Genomic DNA, 25,904 nt, shown 5'->3' with positions numbered 1-25,904 from the left:
ATTAAGTAAATTACAATATGAAAGATAAGAGGATATTATATGTATCATCTGAAGTGGTGCCTTATCTCGCTGAAAATGAGGTCTCTTTAATGTCTTACGACGTGCCGAAAATGATTAATGATCAAGGTGGACAGATAAGAATTTTTATGCCAAGGTATGGAAATATTAACGAGAGAAGACATCAATTGCACGAAGTAATTAGACTTTCGGGGATGAATTTGGTAGTGAACGACTTGGATATGCCCTTGATTATAAAAGTGGCTTCCATACCAAAAGAAAGAATACAAGTTTACTTTATTGATAATGATGAGTATTTCAAAAGGAAAGCCACATTTGCTGATGAAGAAGGGGTGATGTATCCTGATAATGATGAACGTGCCATTTTCTTTGCAAAAGGTGTAGTTGAAACGGTAAAAAAATTGAATTGGGTTCCTGATATTATTCACGTTCATGGATGGATGGCTGCTATGTTGCCCATTTATATGAAGCATTTTTACAAAAATGAAGCCTTGTTTTCTGAGACAAAGATTGTTACTTCGGTTTACAGTCAGTCTTTTGACGGTACTTTAGATGTTGAAATGATTAATAAAGTGAAATTTGACGGTATTCCTGATGATGCGATTTCGGATTTGGAAGTTCCAGACTACGAAAATATTATTAAGGCTACTATTAAGCATTCCGATGCTGTGATTATTGCATCAGAAAACCTGTCTCCAAGTTTAACAAAATATATAGAATCTTCAGGAAAACCTTTTTTACCTTTCGCACCGAAAGATGCATTCGCGGAAGCGTATACTAATTTCTATAGAAACGAGGTTCTTTAAATTAAACTTTTTTATTAAATATGTACAATAATTCTTTTTTTAAGAAAATTCTGGTAGTTGCGAGTGTTGTTTTTTTATATTCCTGTGATAAAGATTATAATGAAATTGGAGGTGATTTAATTGGTGAAAACAATTTTGATCTCAAAAAAGAAACGTACAATGTTTTAGCTTACAATCAAAAAACGGGTCCTATACAGTCGAATGATCTTGTGGTAAATCCTTTGGGAATTTATAACAATCCAAATTTTGGTGAAACAACGGCCAATTTTGGTACGCAATTGACTTTGCCAGCAACCATAACAACGATTAGTACAAGACCGTATATTGAAAGTGTAGTTTTGACAATCCCATATTATTATGATGCAACCAAAACAGTTACAAAAACTGATGGTAGTCATGAATATGTACTAGATTCTATATATGGACCTGATAAGGCTGAGATGAAACTAAGTGTTTACGAGTCTGGTTATTATATGAGAGATGCAGATCCTATTGGTGGATTTTTACAGCCTCAAAAATATTTTACAAATCAAAATGCAGAATTTGATAATGTTAAAATACCGAATCGTTTAAATGATGATTCCAGTTTGGCTCAAAACGATAAGTTTTTCTTTGACCCAGCGGAACATGTTGTGACTACGACAGATTCAATTACAAAAGTAGTTACAACTACAAGAACTCCTCCGGGAATGCAATTGAATTTGAATAAAGCTTTTTTCAAAGCAAAAATAATTGATGCTGTTGCAGCTGGAAAATTGGCAACAAATGATGTTTTCAAAGAGTACTTCAGAGGACTTTATTTTAAAATGGAAAAATCAGGAAGTAGTGCCGGAAATTTAGCAATGTTGAACTTTAAGGCGGGAAAAATTACTTTAAAATACAATGAAGATTTGTCAACAACAACTGCTGGTGTGACTACAATTACACGAGTTAAAAAAACCATAGTTCTTGATATGACCGGTAATTCAGTGAGTTTGTTGAATACAGATTTTGCAGGTAGCGGACTTTCTTATAATGCTTTGCCAAATACTGGAAATACAACTGAAGGGGATGATAAATTGTATCTAAAAGGTGGTGAAGGATCTGTAGCGGTGATAAGTCTTTTTAATACTCCGGGTGAGTTAGATGCTATTAGAAATAGTGGATGGCTGATTAATGAAGCTAATTTGGTTTTTCATATTGACGCTGCAACTATGGCTAATAATTATGAGCCACAAAGAATCTATCTATATGATTTTAATAATAACCGACCTATTGTTGATTATTATGCAGATGCAACAACAAATAGTGTTGATGTTAAAAAATCAAAAGCCATTTTTGATGGTAATATAAATAGAAATGCTACTAGTAAAAGAGGTGTTACTTATAAAATTAGGGTTACAAATCAAATAAGGAATCTTGTTAAATATAAAGATTCGACTAATGTTAAATTAGGATTGGTAGTTACAGAAGATATTGGTACAATAGCTTCTCATAAGTTAAGAACTCCAAATGCTTTTATTTCTGGAGCACCAAAAGCATCTGTAATGAATCCTTTAGGAACTATTTTATTTGGAGGTAAATCCACGGTTCCTGATGATAAGAGATTGAAGCTTGAAATTTATTATACAAAACCTAATTAAAGAAAAACTATGTGTGGAATCGTTGGTTATATCGGTTATAGAGAAGCTTATCCTATTGTAATAAAAGGATTAAGGAGACTTGAATATAGAGGTTATGATAGTGCCGGTGTGATGTTGTATGATGGTGAAGAGCTAAAACTTTGTAAAACAAAAGGGAAGGTTTCGGATCTTGAAGAGAAAGCTTCTACAGCAATTACAACAAATGGAACTATAGGAATAGGACATACGCGTTGGGCTACTCACGGTGTTCCAAATGACGTAAATTCTCATCCTCATCTTTCTAATTCAGGTGATTTGGCAATAATTCACAATGGAATTATTGAAAATTATGCGCCTTTAAAAGAAGAATTAATAAAACGTGGGTATGTTTTTCATTCGGATACTGATACTGAGGTGTTAGTAAATCTTATTGAAGAGGTACAAAAAAAAGAGAATTTAAAACTGGGGAAAGCAGTCCAGGTGGCATTGAATCAAGTAGTGGGAGCGTATGCAATTGCTGTTTTTGACAAAAAGACTCCGGACGAAATTGTTGCTGCCAGATTAGGAAGTCCATTGGCAATTGGAGTAGGAGAAGGAGAATATTTTATTGCTTCGGATGCTTCACCTTTTATAGAATATACTTCTAACGCAATCTATCTTGAAGATGGCGAAATGGCAAATATTAGATTGCATAAAGCCATGAAAATTAGAAAAATTAAAGATGATTCTTTAGTTGATCCTTATATTCAGGAGCTTCAAATGAACTTAGAGCAAATTGAAAAAGGTGGTTACGATCATTTTATGCTTAAGGAAATTTATGAGCAACCAAGTGTTATAAAAGATACCTATCGCGGAAGACTTCATGCTAATGAAGGTATTATTCAAATGGCTGGAGTTGAGGATAATTTAGAAAAATTCCTTAATGCTGATAGAATTATTATTGTGGCATGTGGAACTTCATGGCATGCAGGTTTAGTTGCTGAGTATGTTTTTGAAGAGTTTGCGCGTATTCCGGTAGAAGTAGAATATGCTTCGGAGTTTAGATATAGAAACCCAATAATAAATAGTAAAGATGTAGTTATTGCTATCTCACAATCAGGTGAAACAGCAGATACTATGGCTGCCATAAAACTGGCCAAAGAACATGGAGCATTTGTGTTTGGTGTTTGTAATGTAGTGGGTTCTTCTATTTCTAGGGAAACACATGCAGGAGCTTATACACATGCCGGACCTGAAATAGGTGTTGCATCGACTAAAGCTTTTACGACTCAAATTACAGTATTGACAATGATTGCTTTGCGTTTGGCAAAAGCTAAAGGGACTTTGTCGAATAGTGATTTTCATACCTATTTGCAAGAATTACAAATTATTCCTGAAAAAGTGAAAGAGGCTTTAGAGACAAATGAAAAGGCAAAAGAAATTGCTTCTGCTTTTAAAGATGCTCCTAACTGTCTTTATTTAGGAAGAGGATATAACTTTCCTGTAGCTCTTGAAGGTGCCTTGAAACTTAAAGAGATATCTTATATTCATGCTGAAGGATATCCTGCAGCTGAAATGAAACACGGACCTATTGCATTAATTGATGAACATATGCCAGTGGTTGTTATTGCACCTAAGCAAGGACACTATGACAAAATTGTAAGTAACATTCAGGAGATTAAATCAAGAAGTGGAAAAATTATTGCTGTTGTAACTAAGGGCGATACGCAAGTACGTGAATTAGCTGATTATGTTATTGAAATCCCTGAAACATCAGATGCTTTGTCACCATTGATTACGACAATCCCATTACAGCTTTTGTCTTATCATATTGCGGTTATGCGCGGTTGTAATGTTGATCAGCCTCGTAATTTAGCAAAATCAGTAACTGTAGAATAAGGTTTTATACAAAATAGATTTACATTATAATATTTAAAAAGCCTCGAAAGATTTTCTTTCGAGGCTTTTTTTTGAATAAGTGTTTTTAGGTTGGGACTTTTTTAAATGCCTGAAAAGCGTAAAGGAAACGTTAAATTTCCGCTGCTTTATCACTTTTATCAAATATCTAAAAATTAATAATTTTTTTGTGATAAATGTATTTTTTATATGCATGCATAATGATATTCTGTTATTATTACATAATTTTTAACATATAATAATAAAAAATAAATGTAGAATAAGTGCGAATGAGGTAAAATAACTGATAAATATGAAATTTTTTAGGCGCTTTTTTATTAATATCAAAAATATTTGTACTTTGGCGTCATAAACCAACAAATTTTAACCCAATGAGAGTGTATTTACTTTTTTTGTCATTGTTTTTTTGTAGCCTAACTTTTGCTCAAAATTCAATTTCAGGTATTGTTACAGACAGTAACAACCAACCTATTCCTGGAGCCAACATTAAAATTGTTGGAGACACTTCAGGTGCGATTACCGATTTCGATGGTTCTTTTATTTTAAAATTGTCCAGAAAGGCGCCTTTTACAATTGAGGTGACGAGTGTAGGATATGTATCTAAAAAAATTAATGTTTCGTCTGATAATCAGAAGCTAGTTGTAAAGCTTGAAGATGAAGAGACTAAACTAAACGAGATAGTGGTATCTGCTTCAAGAACTCCAGAGAGAGTGATTGAGTCGCCGGTTACTATTGAGCGAATGGGTATTCAACAAATAAAAAGTACTACTGCGCCAACATTTTATGATGGTTTAGAAAATCTTAAAGAGGTGCATTTTAATACAAGTAGTATCTCATTTAAGTCTATCAATACAAGAGGTTTCTCAACGGTAGCAAATACTCGTTTCATGCAATTAGTGGATGGAATGGATAATTCTTCTCCTGCATTAAACTTTGTATTAGGAAACTTAATAGGTCTTTCGGATATTGATGTGGCTAATGTTGAGTTGCTTCCTGGAGCTTCTTCGGCTCTTTATGGAGCAAATGCTTTCAATGGTATTTTGTTCATGAATAGTAAAAATCCTTTTACAAATCAAGGGATTAGCACCTACGTGAAATATGGTCAAACAAGTCAAGATGTTGCAGGTACAAATGACTATTTTGATTTTGGATTAAGAGCAGCTACTGCTTTTAGCAAGCATTTTGCAGCCAAAGCAAATTTTAATTTCTTGAGAGCAACAGAATGGATTGCTGCTGATCAAAGAAGTATGACAGGTGGTTCAATTGGACATGCAAACAACCAAAACTATGATGGTTTGAATTTATATGGTGATGAGGTTACAACTTTTATTACTAATGTAGGTCAAGTTAGCAGAACGGGATATCGTGAGCAAGATTTAAATGACAATAAAGTAAAAAGTGTAAAAGCAGATTTCTCTTTGCATTTTAAACCATGGGAAGGTGAGACAGAAATTATATTGCAACATAAAATAGGTTTGGGAAGTACTATTTATCAAGGTGCAAATAGATATGCATTGGGAGATTTCTTCATGCAACAATCTAAATTGGAAATAAAAGGGAAAAATTTCTTTGTAAGAGGATACATTACAGATGAAGACGCTGGAAATTCATACGACATGCGTTTTGCTGCTTGGAATGTTAACAGAGCAGCAAAGTCTGATACAGAATGGTTTACGAACTACGCTACTGCTTATCAGCTTTCGGGTGCTGTTTTGGGAACTAACGCTCAACAATCAGCTGCAAATGCAAGAAACTATGCTGATTATAATATCAAGCCAGCAGGTTTAGCTTTTTTACCTACTCCAACAGGAAGTGCTAGATTTGAGCCGGGTTCTGTTCAATTCAAAAATGCTTTAGCTGTGGCGATATCTGAGCCAGATCTTACTAAAGGAGCTAAGTTTATTGATCAATCAAAGATTTACCATTCAGATGTGAATTATAATTTTAAAGATTTAGTGAAATTTGCTGAGATTCAATTAGGAGGTTCATTTAGACAATATGAAATGAACTCTCAAGGAACAATCTTCACTGATTTCGACGGTCCATTAAGATATAATGAATATGGTGCTTACGGGCAATTGACAAAAAAATTCATGAATGACCGATTGAAATTTACAGGATCTGCGCGTTACGATAAAAGTCAAAATTTTGACGGAAACATTTCGCCTCGTGTATCTTTTGTTTATTCTGCCGGAGCAACTAAAAAACATAATTTCAGAGTTTCTTATCAAACAGGTTTCAGAAACCCAACTACACAAGATCAGTATATCGGTCTGGACTTAGGTCCGTTCGCTTTGATTGGTTCTGCTGCTGAGAATTTAGATCGTTTTACTGAAGTTAGAACTGTTAGTGCTGCAAGTCAGGCATTGGGAATTCCTGCAACTTTAACACTGACAGGTCAAAACGCATATAACAATTCATATACATTGACTTCTGTTCAGGCTTTTAGTGCTGCTATTGCGGCTAACCCAACTAATGTTCCAGCAGCAGCAGCTTTGTTGCAAGCGGCTAAGATTGGATTGGTAAAACCAGAAGAGGTTCAAGCTATCGAAGTAGGATACCGTTCGGTTGTTAATAATGATTTGTCGATTGATATAAATGGGTATTATAATTTATACAATGATTTCATGAATACTTCAAGAGTTATCAGTCCTTATTATGGGGATGTTAATACAACTTTTGATTTTGGTAATCCTGCAACTTTGGCTACACTTTCAGCTTTAAGCAATGGAGACAGAAGAGTATATCAAGTATATACAAATACTACAGCAAAAATTACATCTTTAGGTTTTGGTGTTGGTTTGTCTAAAAAAGTGTACAAGGATTTTGAATTGGGTGTAAATTATAATTATGCTGAATTTAATTTCAATCAAGAAGAAGATCCAAGTTTTGTTGCTGGTTTTAATACACCGAAACATAGAGTTAAAGCGTCTATTGGTAATACTAAATTGTTTAAAAACTTTGGTTTCAATGTTAATGCAAGATACAATACAGAGTATTTATGGCAATCTTCTTTTGCTGACGGAATGGTACCTGAGAACACAGTTTTGGATGCTCAAATCAATTATGGTTTCCCTAAATTGAAATCAGTGCTTAAAGTTGGTGCTACTAATATTGGTGGAAAAGACTATATTCAAGTAATAGGAGCGGGTGCAATAGGACAACAATGGTTTGCTTCTTGGACAATCAACCCATAATTTAATAAGGTCAATAATTTTAAAAAATATATTATGATAAAAAATTTCAAATGGCTGTTGTTGATTTCGCTAACCTTCGCAGCATGTAATAATGATGATGAGGTAATCGTTGAAGAGCCACTAACGGCAGGTACGGCAGATTTCTCTAAATATGTGGCTTTAGGGGATTCATTTGCGGCAGGATATAGCGATGGTGCTCTTTTTAAAGCTGGTCAAAAAAATTCATATCCAAATATTCTGGCTGAGCAATTTGCTTTAGTTGGTGGAGGTGTTTTTACAAATCCATTTATGGCAGACGATAATAGAGGAGGTTTTTCAATTGGAGGGAATCAAGTTCCTCAATTTCCGACACGTTTGTATTTTAATGGAGCTGGACCTGTAAATGTTTCAGGGGTTTCAGGAACGGTTCTTGGAGCCAGTATTTCTGGTGCTTACAGCAATATGGGAGTTCCGGGAGCAAAAGCGATACATTTAGGAATTGCAGGTTACGGACAAGCTAATCCTTATTTTGGACGATTTGCAAAAACAGCAATGTCTAGTGTGGTTAAAGATGCTACGGATCAAAATCCAACTTTTTTCTCTTTGTTTATTGGTGGAAATGATGTTTTAGGATATGCTACTAATGGTGGTATACCTACTTCGCAAGATCCTGTTTCAGGAAATGATATTACTCCGGCGGGTACTTTTAATGCTGCTTATAATGCTTTGGCAACTGCTCTTGCAACTGGAGGAAGAAAAGGTGTTGTTGCAAATTTACCATACATCAACAATCTTCCGTTTTTTACGACGGTTCCTTATAACCCAGTTCCTTTAGATGCTGCTACTGCAACGCAGTTAAATACACAGTTGTTGGGACCTGTAAAACAAATTCTTACTGCTTTGGGAGCTGGAAGTAGAATCAAAACATTAGCTGCTTCTGCTACTAATCCTTTGTTGATAAGAGATGAAACTTTAGTGAACTATAGTGCTCAGATTACTGGTGCATTGACAGCGGCAGGTGTTCCTGCAGCTCAAGCGGGTTTAATGGGTAGTCTTTACGGACAGGCACGCCATGCTAATGGAGGTGCGAATGTTGCTGATAAAGATTTTATATTACTTACTACAAGAACTGTGATTGGAACACCACAAGCTGGAGTTCCGGCTCCTTTTAATACTGTTGGGGTTACTTATCCTTTACAGGATAATAGAGTTTTGACAGCTTCGGAGGTTTCTGAGATAAAATTAGCTACTGATGCATACAATGTAACTATAAAAGCTGCTGCTGATTCAAACAGTTTGGCTTTTGTGGATACGGCATCAATATTGAATCAGTTGAATAACGGAGGAATTCGTTTTGGTAACTTTCATATGACGGCTGCTTATGTAACAGGTGGTACTTTTTCTTTAGACGGAGTTCATCCAAGTCCTAGAGGATATGCTTTGATTGCCAATAAATTCATTGAGGCGATAAATGCTAAATACGGCTCTAATTTGAAAGGTGTTGATTTAGGTTTATATGGGATTCAATATCCAGCAACGATACAATAATCAGAATTTACTTTTTTATAAAAAACCATCCGTTTTTTGACGTGATGGTTTTTTATTTTTGAGGATATTGCTATCTTTTGTCTGTTTCTAAGTCATTTCTCCATTATCTATTAAAAATATCCTTTTTTTATAAAAAAATAATTGATTTTATATTTTAAAAAATTATCTTTGCGCTCTGAAAAAAGCATTTAATCGATACGTTTCGGTTGGTACTAATTCATAAACCTAAATAGCTATTTAATAAATACATAAGTAATGTCAAAAGTAATAGGAAAAGTTGCCCAGATCATTGGACCAGTAGTTGATGTAGTTTTCAACGGTAAGGATGTTGAACTTCCAAAAATTTATGATTCGTTAGAAATCACAAAAAAAGATGGTACTTTATTAGTACTTGAAGTACAATCTCACATTGGTGAAAACACAGTACGTACCATTTCGATGGACTCAACAGATGGTTTGAGTAGAGGTTATGAAGTAGTTGGAACAGGAAATCCTATCCAAATGCCAATCGGTGCCGATGTTTACGGTCGTTTATTCAACGTAATTGGAGATGCAATTGACGGTTTAGGTAATTTACCAAAAACAGGAGAAAACGGTATGTCTATTCACAGACAAGCACCAAAATTCGAAGATTTATCTACTTCTTCTGAAGTTTTATTCACAGGTATTAAAGTAATCGATTTAATTGAGCCTTACTCAAAAGGGGGTAAAATTGGATTGTTCGGTGGTGCTGGAGTTGGTAAAACAGTATTGATTCAGGAGTTGATTAACAATATTGCAAAAGGTCACGGTGGACTTTCAGTATTCGCAGGAGTAGGAGAAAGAACACGTGAAGGAAATGACTTACTTCGTGAGATGTTAGAGTCAGGAATTATAAAATACGGTGATGAATTCATGCACTCTATGGAAAATGGAGGATGGGATTTATCTAAAGTTGATATGCCAGGAATGAGAGAGTCTAAAGCTACTTTCGTTTTCGGACAAATGAATGAGCCTCCAGGAGCTCGTGCTCGTGTAGCACTTTCTGGATTATCTATTGCAGAATATTTCCGTGATGGAGCAGGAACTGATCAAGGTAAAGATGTATTGTTCTTCGTGGATAATATCTTCCGTTTTACACAAGCAGGTTCTGAGGTTTCGGCACTTTTAGGTCGTATGCCATCTGCGGTAGGGTACCAACCAACATTGGCTACTGAAATGGGTGCGATGCAAGAGCGTATTACATCAACTAACAAAGGTTCTATTACATCTGTACAAGCGGTTTACGTTCCTGCGGATGATTTAACTGACCCGGCTCCGGCTACAACTTTTGCTCACCTTGATGCTACTACTGTATTATCTCGTAAAATTGCTGAGTTAGGTATTTATCCTGCGGTTGATCCATTGGATTCAACTTCAAGAATTCTTACTCCTCAAATTTTAGGTGATGAGCACTATGACTGTGCGCAAAGAGTAAAAGAAATTTTACAAAAATACAAACAATTACAAGATATCATTGCGATCCTTGGTATGGAAGAATTATCAGAAGATGATAAATTAGCCGTTTCAAGAGCACGTCGTGTACAACGTTTCTTATCTCAACCTTTCCACGTTGCTGAGCAATTTACAGGATTAAAAGGAGTTTTAGTTGATATCAAAGATACTATCAAAGGATTTAATATGATTATTGACGGTGAATTAGATCACTTGCCAGAATCAGCTTTCAACCTTAAAGGTACTATTGAAGAAGCTATCGAAGCTGGAGAAAAAATGTTAGCGGAAGCTTAAAATTAGTTTAAAAGTTTAAAGTTTAAAGTTCACTCGTAACTTTAAATTTTAAACTTTTAAATTTTCAAACTACAAAAATATGTTATTAGAAATAGTATCACCAGAAGCAAAATTATTTTCAGCAGAAGTAACTTCGGTTACATTGCCAGGAGTTGATGGAAGCTTTCAGATTTTGAATAACCACGCGCCAATCGTTTCTATTTTAGGAAAAGGTGTCGTGAAAATTACAGCTTCTGATTTTGCTTTTGCAAAAGAAGTAGCAGGTAAATTCACGAAGTTAGATGCTCAAAATTATACACTGGCTATCAATTCAGGTACAATTGAAATGAAAGACAATAAAGTTATTATTTTAGCTGACTAAAGTAATCTTGATCATAAAAAATGAAAGCCTCGCAAATATGTGAGGCTTTTTTTATGTCCAATCCCAAAGTATAATATTCCAAACAATCCCGTCTTCGTTATAAGTATCAATTATTTTGAATCCAATGGCCTCGTGTGCTTGCATAGAGCGAAGGTTTATAGCGGCAACTTCAGTGATTAAGTAATCAAATTGATGTTGCAGTTCCTCTCTGTAAAAATGATAAAGTCCTCTGAATATTCCTTGTTTGCGATGGCTTTTATCTACACAAATTTGCCCCATTACAACGTAGGTTTTATCCTTGGGTACTAATTCATCAATTCTTTCAAACATTGGAATAAGAGCCTTGATTTCGTTCCTAAAGCCAGAAAGCATTACAAGTGCAAAACCTACTACTGCGTCATTGTCTTTGGCAATGATGTGTGCGCAAGCAGAATTCATTTGTTCTAGCAAAGCGACGGAATGTTGTACTGTAACAAATCCTTCTTGAAGTTTTTCTTCAGAACTTATATTCTGAGAGCTGTTTTGTAATTGGAGCGCTCTAATTTGTTCCAATTCGTTTAAAGTTGACGCTCTTTTATAAAGTATAGGTTTCATTTGATTTTATCGATACGGATTGATGATTGGTATTTACTATCTGTAATTATAAAATTAGAAAATCTTTGATTACACGAAATGGATTTAGATTTTTATTTTTCGCTTAATTTCAAATTCATTTCTGCATAATATTTTTCATTGTATTTTCCTGCAACCACAAGGGCTCCAGAAATTAAAATAAGATTTTTGATTATGTATTGTCCCGCCAAAGTAGGGCAATAAGGAAATGCATCAAAACAAATAGTTTTTAGAATAAAAACAGGAAAAAATGTAGCCGCCATATGCATTAATAATAGCGGAATAGTATAAGGAATGAGCCGTTTTATGAGTAAACCAAGACCAATAAGAACTTCGCAGATACCAAGAATTGGAATAAATATTTCAGGTTTAAACCAATAAACGGTTTGTTCTACTAATTCGCCGGCAGGACTCATTCCGAAAATTTTTAAAGCACCAAACCATATGTAAACTATTGCCAAAGAAATTCGCATCATATTGACGCTGTGTTTTTCCATTTTTTTGCTTAAAATAAAATAAAAAGTATTGAATATTTTTTTCATTAGTAAGGGTATTTAATGGGTTGTCCCAGCTTTTTTTATAATCGAAGCATTATTCTGTTTCAAATTAGATTGTGAAAAATAAAAAAACCTAACAGGTTTCCAACGTCTGTTAGGTTTTAGTTGATAAATGAGATAGCAAACAAACCATTAAAACAAAGTATCAACTTAATTATTTTAAGTTATTCGGCGCCATCAGTAAGGGCTCTTGCTACAGCAAAACCGCCTACTTTTTCGCCTAATTCAAGTCCTTTTTCACAATCGCTTCTGTAGTGTATGCATCCAAACATTCTAGAATCCGAAGCTTCTTTTGCCATAGCCACAAAACTTTGTTTTTTTGCAGGAATTATGTGTGATAAAACTACGCAGGCTGCACCGCTAAAAGTGGAGTGTCCTGATACATAGGAAGGGAAATTAGGAGTACCTGTCAATGTTTTTATAGATGGGTCAACTTGAGAAGGTCTCGGGTTGAAGAAAGTATATTTTGCATCCCAACAGCTGATTGCTGCATCCATCATTGCAATATTTAATAATGCAAGATTTCTTGCCCATCGTACTTCACTATAATTTAGCTCTACAAATGACTCTGATGCAATTGCATTCCAGTGTCCTGGAGGCGTATAAGTTCCTACACCATCAGCCCAAAAAGTCACGATTTGCATGTTCTTTCTTGTGGCATTTTTTCCGTAGTTTTTTACTTCAGCTAATTCCTTTGCAAATTGTTCTGATTTTGTAGAAGGAGGAGGAACCGGACGGCTGGCAACAACCATTTCTGGAGTCATTAAGAATGATTTTACTTTTCCAAACAATGGTGACATTGGGGGTCTTGCAGGTACATCTAATGATTTCCAAGGAGTTTCTCCAGTGGCAGCAGTTTGAGTTTCCAGTTGTGTCCAAAGCGCTTGATTACCAATAGCTGCTCCAGTTCCATCAGAAGCTGCTCTGGCGATAAATTTGCCTGCAATTTTTCTGCCCAAAATAATTCCTGCATCAACATCACTTCGAACATTGGCACCACTAATAATGCGATATAATTTTTGTTCCTCTGCTTTTTCTTGTATGTAAGCGATTTCTGTCGGGAACAATAATTTTAATAATTCCACCGTAACTCCAGCTAAAACAGCATCTTCAGATGGATATGAAGGTAAGCCACTTTTTGGGATTAAAACTGGTAAAGTTGCATCAACCGTAAAAGGGGCAGCTCTATTATACAGTTTTTTATAATGCCAAGTAGCAATCATTGCATCGTATTGCGCGGCACTCACGTAAGCATAGGCTCTTGCTGCGTATGGAGGATTTGAAAAAGGAAATTCAGGATTTGCAAATGGGTTTGCTCCAGATGGTGCAGGATACGTTCCGTCTTCATTTTGATATGGTGGACGATTGTGTCTTGCAACTAAAGTTCGCATGATTTCATTCCAACGTAAAACACCTCCGGCACTCCAGTATTTTATTATTTTTTTCTGTTCCGGCGTTATGCTTGCTTGGTAACTTTTTATTTCATTGATTTCTCTTGTAAATGCGGCAGCAGTACTAGCTATTGGTGCATCCAAAGAGAATTCATCCGGTGTAGTCAATAGGAATGTTTTCCAAGTTCCTGCTAATTCGTCTGTATTAGCCGGATTTAATTGAGGAAATTGTTCGTTGCGTTCTGTTAACTCATCACTACAAGAATAGTTCATCGTAAGAAACAAAACCAAAAGACTGTTATAGGCTATTTTTTGTATTTTATTTTTCATTTTCTTGAGTTGTTTTTTTTAAATTAAGGATATAAAATAAACCGCCATAAAAGGTATTCGATTGTCCAACATTTCTGCCTTCTGTAACAAAATTGCATCCTCCAATAAGAGATAATGCCGGTATTTTCTTGAGTGTATATTTAGTATTCACGCCTACTTTTAATGCATTCATAGTATTGCTCGGAAAAGGCATATTGTTTGTTGTAATGTCAAATCCTCCAGATTGTGTAACCCAGTTGTCTACCACTGCCTCGGCTATTAATCTGTTTGAGCGATACCCTATTCTGAAGTTTACAGAAATTGCGTCAGGCATATCAACTTCATTGGTGTAATGTATTTCGTTTGTGTAATAGGAATTTCTGTCAATGGTTATGTTCGCTCTTTTTACATACGCTCCGGAAATAGTGCTGAAAAAACGACCTCTTTGATAATCACCCATCAATCGTAAAGAAGCAGTTTTGCTTTTTAGACCAAGACTTAAAGGCAAATAATCAGCTGAATAATTAGAAACTGGAGCCGAAAGTCCTCCTAAAGCATATAAAGAGTAGGTTGCTTTTCCAATTGTTTTTTCAAAAGGCATGTATTTTATGGTTAACGATAGGTCCTGCAATCCTTTTTGACCTTCCATTGTTCCTGCAGAAGCCTTTGTCTCTACGTACGGAAGGCTGAAAATAATATTCAATTTATCAGAAACACCATAGTTTCCCATTAAGGCAACTGATTTTGTAGAAACGGTACCAAGATTAAGATTTTCTCTTTTAAAGGTTCCTTCCCAATACTCGTCCCAGCTGCTATATTGGTATACAGCTCCAAAACAAAAATTGTTTTTGCTCATCATAATACCGTCAATCTCTGTTTGAGCATTCATAAATAAAGGTGCCAACAGCAGGCAACTCAGATAAAATTTTTTCATTAAAAAATGGTTTTGGTTAGTAGTTTGGTATTTTACGATTTAAAATAATTGGTTTTTTTGATATAATTTAAAAGCGTATTGTGTTATTGATATTCTTGTGAAATGCAACTAATTCTTAAATGGTATGTCTCTAAAATCGGGTTGATATACCGATGTTAATTGTGTAATCAGCAAATGCCGCATCACCCTGAACATGTGTGCCTGTTGTTACAGAATTTTCTTTGTCAGTAACACTTTGTGTACGGTTACGAACTACTGCAAATGGCACTGATGCAAACAAGACTACTTTTTTGTATTCATAGTTTACAGAAGGCTCTACTGACCAGATATAACCCGGACGACGGAAATCGCCGCTGCCACCCACAAGATCATAAACAGGAATCCCTTCTAATCGTGCACCTGCCGCCACAGATAATCCTTTTACTTGATTCACGGAATAGTTAAAACCTGCTCTAAACATATATTGATCTGGTACACTCATAATAGCTTCGTTAGCTAATCTTGATGCAATTGTTTCTCTATAGGTTCTCGTGCCATTTTGCTCACGAGGATTAATTAAGTAATAGAAATTACCGTAAACTCCAAAGTTCTCAATGAAGTTATAAAATGTATTTAATTCAAAAGTAAATCCAGTACCACCGTCTCCTAACTGGATGGATTGATCTACAGTGCGCAATTCTTTTGTCCCGTTTGGACCTACATTGTAAAAATAATCTTTGTAGTTGTAATCACCGGTTGGTAATTTTATCCCTAATCCTAATTGTATATTTCCTTTTGTGCTTTTTGCCGGATCTAACATCCATCTGTAAGCGGCAAATCTAATATCTCCTATTCCAAAAGAACTGGTTGAATGTCTTTCTCTTTTTACGTAAGTCCCATTTACCAATCCATGTTCGTACAATGAAGAACGAACGTTGTTTGAAATGGGAAGGTCGACCATAACGGACCAACGGTTGTTTAATATTCTGGTGAGTGAAAGATTGAAAACGGAAGTGTAATTGATGACTTCTGTTTTTTGAACTAATCTGTCTTTGTTTTCTTCTGTTCCTGAAAAGTGTCTGAATGATCTAAAATAACGCCCACTGCTGGCAAATTGCCATCCGGAAACATTAGTACTGTCTGCGTGAATCGACATACAGCTTGTGGCATTACCCTTGATAGCGACGCAACCTTGAGCAGACATATTTTGGGTGTTAAAAGTAATTGTAAGGAATAGGATAAAAATACAAGCGGATTGTAAAGCGGATAAATTTTTCAAGTTTTTGGTTTTTTAAAATGGTTAATGGTATAAAACAGGCCAACAACTGCTTCTTTCTAAAAAGAAGTTTGGCATTAAAAACAGATAAGTTAGTGGATAGGTAGTATCACTGTAAAGCAAGATCTACTTTGGCTTTCGCCAAAAAGTCTCGTTGATTTTACAAGGCAAAAGGATAGATTGAAGGTTATATTTGCAATAAAGAACTCTTTTAAAAATCCATTTTTTGAATTTGCAAATCAATTTAAATCATGATTCTGAAAGCTAGTAGTACAAAATATACCAGAATAGAAATACAAAATAGGCCTTTGAATTCATTCGCAAAAAGCGAATTCGGGAAAATACAAAAGACTATTTTGTATTTATAACGGGCATAATTTCTAATAAATGGATGTAATAAATGTACATATTTAGCTAAAAAGCAATCGTGAATTATCTTGACTTTACAAATGCCAGATAAAAGCGAATGATACCACTAAAATGAAAGGAGATTTAAACGAAATCGGGTGGTGAATACGATACGGAAATGTATCCGGAATCTAGCGCCTGGTTTGGCATAATGATAGGTTCACTTGAAATTACAGCTGTTTTTGGAGAAAAATCTACGCAAACAGCAGTATTTGCTACATAATCTTTTAGGAAAGATTTTAGTAGTTTTTTTACTGGAGACTCTTTTGATGAGGATCCGTTGAATAATTGATTGTCAACAATATCTTTTAAATCCTGACTTATTGCATCTTGATGTGAATTGCGCAGGTAATAAAGACTTAGTATGTTGTTTTGAATTCTTTTCTTGAAAATATGATAACTTTTATTGTTGATAACCACATCTTCATTTACATACTCAAAATCAGTGTCTTCGATAAAGGAGTATAAAGTGGCGTTCAATTTGATTACTTGAAACTCTGAATCATGTTTTTTCTCCATAGAAGACACCCACGCTTGCTCCTCTTGATAAGCAAACATCAGATAGTATCCCATCACGTTGTAGAACAACGTTACTATTAGAAAAAGTGATGCAATTCGTTTCATATTTGCCGAAAGTAGAAAACTATTTCATAGGTTAACATCTTCGATATTAATTTTAAGTTTTTTTTAACATAATTTTATGAAAGTTATAAATCGAAACCGTTTTCGGAAAAATTTATGGATTTTTTTTTCATTGCTATTTTTCAATTGTTAAATTTTAATGAATTATATTTTTATGATTTATGAAATGGGATTCTAAATTAGAATTTATATTTCAAATCTCATTAATTTGAAGAAATCAGCAAACAAAAATGACACAAAATCCATAAACCAAAAAAGATGCTTATTTTTGCTGACTATGAAACATTTTCCAGAAAATTTATCCGCTAAACTTGAAATTAGAAAGCAGAATAATGCTTTGCGAAAATTACCTTTGTCAAGTAAAAAGATTGATTTTTCTTCCAATGATTACTTGGGTTTTTCTCAGTCAGAAATTATTTTTAAGGAGACGCATCAGCATTTAATTACTAATAACATCATTCAAAACGGAGCAACTGGTTCTCGTTTATTATCTGGAAACCATAAACTGTATCAGGAAACAGAAGACTTTATTGCCAATTTCCACAAATCTGAATCGGCTTTGATTTTTAATTCGGGCTATGATGCCAATGTTGGTTTTTTTAGTGCTGTTCCGCAAAAAAACGACTTGATTTTATACGATGAATTGTGTCATGCTTCTATTCGGGACGGAATTCAACTGTCGAATGCCAAAGCCTATAAATTCAATCACAATGATTTTGAAGATTTAGAAAAATTGATTTTACGGAATCCAAATACCAATATTTATATCGTCACCGAATCTGTTTTTTCTATGGATGGAGATTGTCCAAATCTAGAAGAATTGGTTCAGCTTTCAGATAAATATCATTGTTATCTTGTTGTTGATGAAGCGCATGCTTTGGGCGTTTTTGGTTCTTCAGGAGAAGGATTCGTTCAAATGCTGGGCTTACAAGATTATGTTTTTGCACGCATTATGACTTTTGGGAAAGGTTTGGGATGTCATGGAGCTGCGATTTTAGGTTCGACTGAATTGAGGGATTATTTAGTAAATTTTGCCCGAAGTTTTATTTATACAACGGGGCTTTCACCCCATTCTGTTGCTACAATTCTGATTGCTTATCAGCATTTAAAACAGGATTCGGATTCCATTTTAAAATTAAGAGAAAATATTATTTCTTTTAATCAGGAAAAAAATATGTTGGAATTAAAGCCACTTTTTGTCCGAAGCAAATCTGCGATACAATCCGCGATCATTCCAGGAAATGAAAAAGTAAAAGCAATCGCCAACTTACTGCAGGAAAAAGGATTTGATGTGAAAGCGATACTTTCGCCAACTGTTCCCGAAGGACAGGAACGCTTGCGTTTTTGTTTGCACAGTTATAATTCGACGGAAGAAATCTCTGAAGTGTTGCGTTTGTTGAGTACTTTTGTTTTTATGGAACACGGATAACACGGATTTAGCGGATTATCACTGATTTTAATTAAAATATATACCATGGGTAATTTATTGCATAGAAATTTGAGTGATACTATTTTGAAAATTTATTTTGAAGTTTATAATGAACTTGGATATGGGTTTCTTGAAAAAGTATATCAAAATGCAATGTATTTTGAGTTGAAATCACAAGGATATAAAGTGGAAACTCAAAAACAAATTAAAGTATATTATAAAAGCCAATTGGTGGGTGACTATTTTGCTGACTTATTGATTGACGATTCTATTATTCTTGAGCTTAAAGCCTGTGAATGTTTAAAAGACGAGCATAAAGCCCAGCTTTTAAATTATCTAAAGGCAACTGAGGTAGAAATTGGATTGTTATTGAACTTTGGAACAACTCCAGAATTCAAAAGGTCTATTTATACTAATGACAGAAAAAAATTAAAATAAATTTTTAAAAATCCGTGACAATCAGTTAAATCTGTGTCATCCGTGTGCTATTTATATGAAACTATTTATAACAGGAATTGGAACCGATGTTGGTAAAACCATCGCGTCAGCTATTATTACAGAAGCTTTGCAGGCAGATTATTGGAAACCCATCCAAGCTGGCGATTTAGAAAATTCTGACAGTCATAAAATCAAATGTTTTTTATCTAATGAAAAGACGGTAATTCATCCGAACAGTTATGCTTTGAATACACCGGCTAGTCCGCATCTTGCTGCTGAATTGGACGGAATTGTTATTGATTTAAAGAAAATTACTGAGCCCAAAACAGAAAATCATTTGGTTGTTGAAGGTGCTGGAGGTGTTTTTGTGCCATTAAATTATACAGATTGCGTAATCAATTTAATTAAAAATGACTATAAAGTGATTGTGGTTTCCCGACATTACTTGGGAAGTATTAATCATACCTTATTGACGGTTGAAGCTTTGCAGAATCGAAAAATTACCATTGCTGGAATTATTTTTTCGGGCAATGAAAATAAAGCTTCTGAAGAAATAATCTTGAACAAAACAGGTATAAAATGCATTGGAAGAATTGAGCAAGAACCGTATTTTGATAAAAATGTAATCAAAGAATACGCTGATTTGTTTCGCGAACAGCTATTGAGTTTATAAAATTAAGAATCAAGAAGAAAGAATCAAGACTTGTTTTTTAGGTTTTTCTCGCTTCTTGTAGCTTGCTTATTTTATCTTTGCAAAATGAATTTAACAGAAAGAGACCGCCAATATCTTTGGCATCCGTATACCCAACATAAAACCGCAGCGTTACCAATTGCCATTAAAAAAGGAAAAGGCGCCTTGCTTTGGGATGAAAATGAGAAGGAATATATTGATGCAATCGCTTCGTGGTGGGTCAATCCTTATGGACATTCGAACACCTTTATTGCCGATGCGATTTACAAACAACTCACTACATTAGAACATGTTTTGTTTGGTGGATTTACACATGAACCCGCTATTTTGGTAGCCGAGAAGTTGATGGAAATCTTACCAAAAAACCAACAGAAAATATTCTTTTCGGATAATGGATCTACAGCAGTTGAAGTGGCAATTAAAGTGGCGCTACAGTATTTTTTCAATAAAGGAGAAAAGAGAACTACGATAATCGCTTTCGAAAATGCGTTTCACGGCGATACTTTTGCAGCCATGGCAGCGAGCGGAATTTCATTTTATACACAAGCTTTTCAAGGAATGTTTATTGATGTGGTTCGGATTCCGGTTCCAGTTAAAGGACAGGAGCAGGAAAGTTACAATGCTTTACAATCCGTTATAAAAAACAACACTTGCGCAGGTTTTATTTTTGAGCCATTGGTTCAAGGAGCTGCAGGAATGGTCATGTACGAGCCGGAATCGTTAGATATATTGATGCGAATTTGTCAGGAGAATAATGTGCTAACCATTGCTGATGAAGTGATGACGGGCTTTGGAAAAACCGGAAAAACTTTTGCAACGGATTATTTGGTGGAAAAACCAGATATGATGTGTCTGTCCAAAGCGTTGACCGGAGGAACTATTCCCATGGCGATTACGACTTTTACTCAGGATTTATTCGATGCTTTTTATGATGACGATATCAATAAAGCGCTGTTTCATGGACACACATTTACAGCAAATCCTACAGGCTGTGCGGCGGCTTTGGCCAGTTTAGACTTGTTGCAAACCAATGAAATGCAAGCGAATATAATTCGTGTTAATCAAAATCATTTGGATTTTCAGGAGCGAATTAAAAATCATCCAAAAGTTGTTACAACACGAGTGCTGGGAGTCATTTTTGCTTTAGAAATAAAAACCGAAAGTTCAGCCAGTTATTATGGAACATTGCGTAATAAACTCTATGATTTTTTTATTGAAAACGGAATAATTCTGCGTCCTGTTGGTAATATTGTGTACATTTTGCCTCCTTACATTATTACCGATGAACAATTAGAAAAAGTATATCAAGTGGTCGAAAATGCTTTAGAAATAGTTTAATTTTTAAGCCACAGATTAAAAAAATCAGTTTTTATCTGTGAGAATTCGTGCCATCCGTGTGCTATTTTTTCACTGATAGAATGTAGAATGTAAATAACTTTGCGACCTTTGCCAAAAAAAATATCTTGTCAACAATAATCTCCATAACAGCCATAGCTTCCATTTCGCCTTTAGGAAATACTCCTGAGGCTATTTGGGAAAATTATCTTAATGAAAATCATTGTTTTACGGAACATATTTTAGACCATAAAAAAACCTTTGTATCGACTTTAGGCGCTAATTCAGAGCAAGTTGTTGGCGCTTTGCGAGAATCAGATAACAAATATAAATCCTTAGATAAATCGGTTTTGTATGCCATGGCGGCTTCGCGAAAAGCGATGCAAAATGCGGGTTGGACACAAAAAGATATTTTTGGGATTAATATTGGTTCGTCTCGTGGTGCAACAGATTTATTCGAAAAGCACTATCAAGATTATTTACAAACTGGAAAAGCACAAACTCTAGCTTCTCCAACGACCACTTTGGGAAATATTTCCTCTTGGGTTGCTCATGATTTACAAAGTTCTGGCCCTGAAATATCTCATTCCATTACGTGTTCCACTGCTTTGCATGCAGTATTAAATGGAGTGGCTTGGCTTCGAGCAGGAATGGCTGATAAATTTCTGGTTGGCGGCAGTGAAGCGCCATTGACTGATTTTACGATTGCCCAAATGCGGGCGTTAAAAATTTATTCGAATAGTACAGAAACATACCCGAATCGTGCGCTTGATTTAGAAAAGAAACAAAGCACCATGATTCTTGGCGAAGGTGCCGGCGTGTGTTGTCTCGAAATAGGGAAAAAAGAAAATGCCTTGGCTTATATAGAAGGAATCGGTTATGCTACGGAAATTCTGGAACATAATATTTCTATTTCGGCGGAAGCAACTTGTTTCCAAAAATCAATGAAAATGGCATTGGAAAACACTGATTTATCCGAAGTTGATGTTATTGTGATGCATGCTCCGGGAACTATAAAAGGCGATTTGACGGAGTATAAAGCGATAGAAACAGTTTTTGGCAAAAGTCTTCCTTTATTGACTACCAATAAATGGAAAATTGGTCACACTTTTGGTGCATCGGGGATATTGAGTATGGAACTCGCTATTTTGATGATGCAAAACAACAGATTTATCGGAGTTCCTTTTGCGGAAGCGCAATTACAAACCAAACCAATTAAAAAAGTACTGATTAATGCCGTTGGTTTTGGTGGAAATGCGGTGAGTGTTTTGATTCAAAAGGCATAAAAAAACCCAGTAGATCATTGATTACCGGGTTTTGTACTAGTTGAAATTAGTGGCGTTACAGCATCATTTTTTTTGTGATTTCTAAACCATCTTCTGTTTTTATTTTAACGATAACAAGCTGTTTTTGAGTTTGGATTCCATTAGTTGTATGCTCCAAAGTGTTAATGTTTTTTTTCTGATAAATAGATTTACCCAATATGTTATAAATTGTAATGTCTTGAATGTTTTTCTCTTCTGAAACAAGTTGAATTTGACTTCCATTTTTAAACACAACTATTCCGTTTTGGACTAATTCAGGATTTTCTACTCCTAAGGTTTTGTCTTTAAATTTCAATTCAAAACGGTCGTTAAAAGTTCCTTTTTCGGTTGTAAAAGTGTAGCGGCCTTGTTTTAAATTGACTGTAGCGTCATTTTTTTTGTCATGCAAAAATACTTCTTGATTGGTAAAGAATCCGTCAAAACTGTCAATTCCTACTGAGAATGTGCCGCCAATAGTGTTTTCAAAACCAAGAGGAATGCTGTCTTCTTCATCAAATGGTAAGCTTCTGCCTTGAATAGACAAATTTTCTTCACCTAAAATGGAATACATTGAAACAAAACTATCCGAAGAAAATGTTTTTCCGTCGTAGCCATTGTCGTAATCATTAGTGGCTCCAGTGATGTAGCCCAAAAGCATTTCGGAGTATGCTCCTTGCTCGTTTGTAATATTGACCCATACTCTGTTTTTTTCAAGAGTAGTGTTAGACGTACTTTTCGCAGCTTTTGTTTTAAAAAATTGCGTGTTGCCATTCTCTCCTTTGACTCTCATACTGTTATTGAAAACAAGTTTTTTTGTAGCTGGAGCAGTTGCTTTAATTTCTGCAAAAAAACCTTGCCCAGAAGCTATATTTCCTTGAGGCCTATTGTTATTGTTATTAGTTTTTCCAGATAGAGCTGGACTTGTTGTTACAGTACTTCCCGTTAAATTGTATGATGCATAATCATCACCAGAATATGCAAAAACACCAGAACCTGGATTGGGAGTGTTTGCTGCTATAGCGGTGTTGTGTGTCCAGAAATATAGCGTCCCTTCCAAAATATCTTTGTTGTTTGCGTTTGTAAGAAATGCATCCGCATTTAAAGCACTAGGATATGGGTTTCCAATAAGCCCAAGAGAACCTGTTTCTGCTGTAGCAATTGGAAGCTCGATTAGACCTGTGAAAGGAACACCGGTAAAAGTTGTTGATACAATTTGTGTTGCCAAATCGTTTTCAGGCGCACGGGCAATATATCCTTTTCCGGGAGCCATTATGGTATTCTCTGATTCGAACTGCCAGTTGTCAACTGCATCATTAAAAGAATAATATAGATAGGATTCTTTGAAATTAGACAGTTTAATACCGGCAACTGGTGAAGACCAATACGTGTAATCGTATTGCTTCATGAATGAGGAATTTCTAATTACATTTATAATTCCGGTACTTTTTGCATCATCATCATTTTGAATTAAACTACCATTGTTCTCAATGATTAAATTTCCTATCACAGTAACATCATTCTGTACTTCTACAAATTTTCCTGGTGTAATAGTTAGTGTTTTTTCATTGTTTATTGTAAGTTCACAAGTAGTAATGTTTCCGTGAATTTGTGTATTGTAGGTTCCGTTTATTATTGCTTTTATGGAAAGTGTAGGTGTTCCGTTTGACCAATTAGTGCCATTCCATGTGGATGAAATTTTACATCTGTTGTATTCATCGGCACCCATATCTGGAGCGACTGTACTTCTGGATTCGTCATCAATATCAGTAGGAATAATAGCTAGCGGAGTTCCTTTGTCATCAAATGCTGCATTGGTTCCGCTTAAATGTAAATCGGCAATCGATACGAACGTTGGAATCACATTAATTGAATTTCGGTCTTTTGTAGTTGCCGTTTGCCAATTTGCTAATGTTGTTCTGTTACCGCCCAAAAAACCGATATGTCTCGCAGAATAATAATCGTTATAATCAATGTTCAAGAATGATGAAGCAGCAACAGTTGAATAAACAGAATAAGCAGTTCCAGTTGTACTTGTGTTTCCGAAAATGTTATTTATGATGTCTAATTCTGTTCCTGCATTTATATTTAATGCTGCAGAGATATTGTTTTGGTTTCCATTCAAGACAACTGAATTATGGTATAATTTGATATTTCTACCAGATTGTATCTGAATTCCTGAAGCACCATTTGTAGTTGTTCCGGTAGTTGTTATGTCACTAATAAAGTTGTTTGCAACAAGTATGTTTGCAGAAGTAGTGGCATTCATTTGTAAACTTAGCGTTCTAATAATACCATTTCCTGTATTCTTTATGTTTGTTATTTTATTTTCAGAAATAACTCCATTCGTTTGTGTTCCACTTATGAACATTGCATATTGAATAATGTGATTTGTGGTCAATATTACATCGGATATTGTATTTCTTTTGATATTATAATTACTCCCGTTTTCAATTGTAATTCCACTTATGGATGGATTTCCTGTGTTGTCATTCAAAACCCCATTGATTACGTTATTTGTTATGGTGAAATCATTAGTATTAATCATGTAAATAGGCAAGGAAGGTTTTTCGGTGTTTATAGTACTTCCAAATATATTTGACTCCAAAGCCGTTTTACTCGTTTTTAAGGTAGCGCTACTGTTGATGTAAACACCCTGTCTTACATTGATGAATTCATTATTTGTGATTTTGGTAGTAGCATTGTTTGCGGTAGCAGTAGCGTTTATGTTTATGTTGTTGTTAAGGCCAAGTTCATTGCTACCGGAATAAATTCCTGAAAGTTGCCTTGCTTGCTGATTTCTGATGTTTGATTTTAATATTGTATTTTTTATATCAATATTTGTTGCACCATTAGCACCATTACTGGCAACCCAAAGTACAGTTCTGTCTATGAAATTAACAGCGTCATTATTGATTAAAGTAAGATTTCTGGTTGTTCCCGTTGCATTGTTTCCGTCAATTATAATATTATCAGCTCCGTTAAACTCAATAACTGCAGGAACACCTGTAAAACCGTTTGTGTTTGTAGCGGTAATTGTTACTGTTTTTCCAATGTTAGGTTTAATGGTCAGCGTGTTTGTTGCGCTAGTACCCGTGAATTGAGTAATGATAATAGGAAACGTTTCCCCGGTTGTATTGCTGTAAGTAGTATCGTCAAGTAAAAAAACAACTGGACCAGCTGCTCCAACACTATTTATTCTGGCAACGGCATTTGTCAATGTGTTAAAAGGTGCAGCATTTGTTGATTTAATGATGTAGTTTCCGGATAAGGCTTGTGAGATTCCAATAAAAGGTAATAGTAAAAATAAAAGTAAAATTTTCTTCATGAACTATTTTTTAAATTAATTCACATGCTTTTCTATTTTGAATAAAATTACAAGTGCAATTAGACTTACGAAAAACAATTGCATTTGGATTTTAAATAATA

The 25,904-nt window shown here is 34.9% G+C and carries 19 protein-coding genes; 12 read left to right on the top strand and 7 right to left on the bottom strand.

Annotated features, from left to right (window positions below; translation table 11 throughout):
- Positions 1-17 precede the first annotated feature (17 nt).
- The 7 genes from Q1W72_RS08035 to Q1W72_RS08005 all read left to right on the top strand — a co-directional run bounded on the left by Q1W72_RS08035 (position 18) and on the right by Q1W72_RS08005 (position 11,173).
- Positions 18-824, top strand: a complete 807-nt coding sequence (locus Q1W72_RS08035) for a glycogen/starch synthase (RefSeq protein WP_099713844.1) — start codon at positions 18-20, stop codon at positions 822-824.
- Between the two features lie 20 nt (positions 825-844).
- Complete coding sequence (locus Q1W72_RS08030) at positions 845-2,446, top strand: DUF4270 domain-containing protein (protein WP_099713843.1); 1,602 nt, start codon at positions 845-847, stop codon at positions 2,444-2,446.
- A 9-nt stretch (positions 2,447-2,455) separates the two neighbouring features.
- Positions 2,456-4,303: a glutamine--fructose-6-phosphate transaminase (isomerizing) gene (gene glmS / locus Q1W72_RS08025; protein WP_099713842.1), complete on the top strand. Its 1,848-nt coding sequence runs from the start codon at positions 2,456-2,458 to the stop codon at positions 4,301-4,303.
- A gap of 389 nt (positions 4,304-4,692) precedes the next feature.
- The gene (locus tag Q1W72_RS08020) at positions 4,693-7,518 is read left to right on the top strand and encodes a carboxypeptidase-like regulatory domain-containing protein (RefSeq protein WP_302137855.1); all 2,826 of its coding nucleotides are present in this window, start codon (positions 4,693-4,695) and stop codon (positions 7,516-7,518) included.
- 33 nt (positions 7,519-7,551) lie between these two features.
- Positions 7,552-9,045, top strand: a complete 1,494-nt coding sequence (locus tag Q1W72_RS08015) for a G-D-S-L family lipolytic protein (RefSeq protein ID WP_302137853.1) — start codon at positions 7,552-7,554, stop codon at positions 9,043-9,045.
- A gap of 255 nt (positions 9,046-9,300) precedes the next feature.
- Complete coding sequence (gene atpD / locus Q1W72_RS08010) at positions 9,301-10,812, top strand: F0F1 ATP synthase subunit beta (RefSeq protein WP_035668832.1); 1,512 nt, start codon at positions 9,301-9,303, stop codon at positions 10,810-10,812.
- Positions 10,813-10,891: 79 nt separating this feature from the next.
- Positions 10,892-11,173 carry a F0F1 ATP synthase subunit epsilon gene (locus Q1W72_RS08005; RefSeq protein ID WP_099713839.1) on the top strand — a complete coding sequence of 94 codons (282 nt, stop codon included), beginning with the start codon at positions 10,892-10,894 and terminating at the stop codon, positions 11,171-11,173.
- Positions 11,174-11,224: 51 nt separating this feature from the next.
- Here Q1W72_RS08005 and Q1W72_RS08000 read toward each other — a convergent pair whose 3' ends face one another.
- The 6 genes from Q1W72_RS08000 to Q1W72_RS07975 all read right to left on the bottom strand — a co-directional run bounded on the left by Q1W72_RS08000 (position 11,225) and on the right by Q1W72_RS07975 (position 17,263).
- Positions 11,225-11,767 (bottom strand): GNAT family N-acetyltransferase, encoded by a 543-nt coding sequence (locus Q1W72_RS08000; protein ID WP_302137849.1) that lies wholly within the window; start codon positions 11,765-11,767, stop codon positions 11,225-11,227.
- 92 nt (positions 11,768-11,859) lie between these two features.
- Positions 11,860-12,327, bottom strand: a complete 468-nt coding sequence (locus tag Q1W72_RS07995; RefSeq protein ID WP_099713837.1) for a hypothetical protein — start codon at positions 12,325-12,327, stop codon at positions 11,860-11,862.
- Positions 12,328-12,506: 179 nt separating this feature from the next.
- On the bottom strand, positions 12,507-14,063 hold the full coding sequence (locus Q1W72_RS07990) for a vanadium-dependent haloperoxidase (protein WP_302137848.1): 1,557 nt from the start codon (positions 14,061-14,063) through the stop codon (positions 12,507-12,509).
- The gene (locus tag Q1W72_RS07985) at positions 14,053-14,976 is read right to left on the bottom strand and encodes a hypothetical protein (RefSeq protein WP_099713835.1); all 924 of its coding nucleotides are present in this window, start codon (positions 14,974-14,976) and stop codon (positions 14,053-14,055) included. The genes Q1W72_RS07990 and Q1W72_RS07985 overlap by 11 nt, the downstream gene beginning before the upstream one ends.
- Before the next feature lie 130 nt (positions 14,977-15,106).
- Positions 15,107-16,234 (bottom strand): hypothetical protein, encoded by a 1,128-nt coding sequence (locus tag Q1W72_RS07980; RefSeq protein WP_302137845.1) that lies wholly within the window; start codon positions 16,232-16,234, stop codon positions 15,107-15,109.
- Between the two features lie 489 nt (positions 16,235-16,723).
- The gene (locus tag Q1W72_RS07975) at positions 16,724-17,263 is read right to left on the bottom strand and encodes a hypothetical protein (RefSeq protein ID WP_302137844.1); all 540 of its coding nucleotides are present in this window, start codon (positions 17,261-17,263) and stop codon (positions 16,724-16,726) included.
- A gap of 295 nt (positions 17,264-17,558) precedes the next feature.
- On the opposite strand from Q1W72_RS07975, the gene Q1W72_RS07970 reads away from it, so the two are divergent.
- The 5 genes from Q1W72_RS07970 (at position 17,559) to Q1W72_RS07950 (ending at position 22,460) form a co-directional block, all read left to right on the top strand.
- A complete protein-coding gene (locus tag Q1W72_RS07970) occupies positions 17,559-18,710 on the top strand; it encodes a pyridoxal phosphate-dependent aminotransferase family protein (protein ID WP_302137843.1) in 1,152 nt (383 codons plus the stop codon).
- Between the two features lie 45 nt (positions 18,711-18,755).
- Positions 18,756-19,148, top strand: coding sequence for a GxxExxY protein (locus Q1W72_RS07965; RefSeq protein WP_302137842.1), 393 nt, complete (start codon positions 18,756-18,758; stop codon positions 19,146-19,148).
- A gap of 55 nt (positions 19,149-19,203) precedes the next feature.
- Entirely contained in the window at positions 19,204-19,821 is a 618-nt protein-coding gene (gene bioD, locus Q1W72_RS07960) for a dethiobiotin synthase (protein ID WP_302137841.1), read from the top strand.
- Between the two features lie 84 nt (positions 19,822-19,905).
- Complete coding sequence (gene bioA, locus Q1W72_RS07955) at positions 19,906-21,177, top strand: adenosylmethionine--8-amino-7-oxononanoate transaminase (protein WP_302137839.1); 1,272 nt, start codon at positions 19,906-19,908, stop codon at positions 21,175-21,177.
- A 125-nt stretch (positions 21,178-21,302) separates the two neighbouring features.
- Complete coding sequence (locus Q1W72_RS07950) at positions 21,303-22,460, top strand: beta-ketoacyl synthase N-terminal-like domain-containing protein (protein ID WP_302137838.1); 1,158 nt, start codon at positions 21,303-21,305, stop codon at positions 22,458-22,460.
- 55 nt (positions 22,461-22,515) lie between these two features.
- Here Q1W72_RS07950 and Q1W72_RS07945 read toward each other — a convergent pair whose 3' ends face one another.
- Entirely contained in the window at positions 22,516-25,803 is a 3,288-nt protein-coding gene (locus tag Q1W72_RS07945) for a T9SS sorting signal type C domain-containing protein (protein WP_302137837.1), read from the bottom strand.
- Between the last annotated feature and the right edge of the window lie 101 nt (positions 25,804-25,904).

Source organism: Flavobacterium sp. ZE23DGlu08, from assembly GCF_030505335.1.
GTDB lineage: Bacteria > Bacteroidota > Bacteroidia > Flavobacteriales > Flavobacteriaceae > Flavobacterium > Flavobacterium algoritolerans.
This window is presented reverse-complemented; position numbering and strand designations above follow the sequence as displayed.